Here is a 248-nt window from a genome sequence, read left to right on the forward strand (position 1 = left end):
TGCAAACACTCGACGGAAAAGTCCAAGCGCTAGACGAGAAAGTGCAAACACTCGACGGAAAAGTTCAAGCGCTAGACGAGAAAGTGCAAACACTCGACGGAAAAGTCCAAGCGCTAGACGAGAAAGTGCAAACACTCGACGGAAAAGTCCAAGCGCTAGACGAGAAAGTGCAAACACTCGACGGAAAAGTTCAAGCGCTAGACGAGAAAGTGCAAACACTCGACGGAAAAGTCCAAGCGCTAGACGAG

At 49.6% G+C, this 248-nt stretch carries 1 pseudogene; it reads left to right on the plus strand.

Going from position 1 to position 248, the window contains the following annotated elements:
- Window positions 1–248 (plus strand): annotated as a pseudogene (locus tag K1I44_RS15255) (hypothetical protein); the annotation flags it as partial.

Origin of the sequence: Anoxybacillus sp. ST4, assembly GCF_019448545.1 — a bacterium.
GTDB lineage: Bacteria > Bacillota > Bacilli > Bacillales > Anoxybacillaceae > Anoxybacillus > Anoxybacillus pushchinoensis.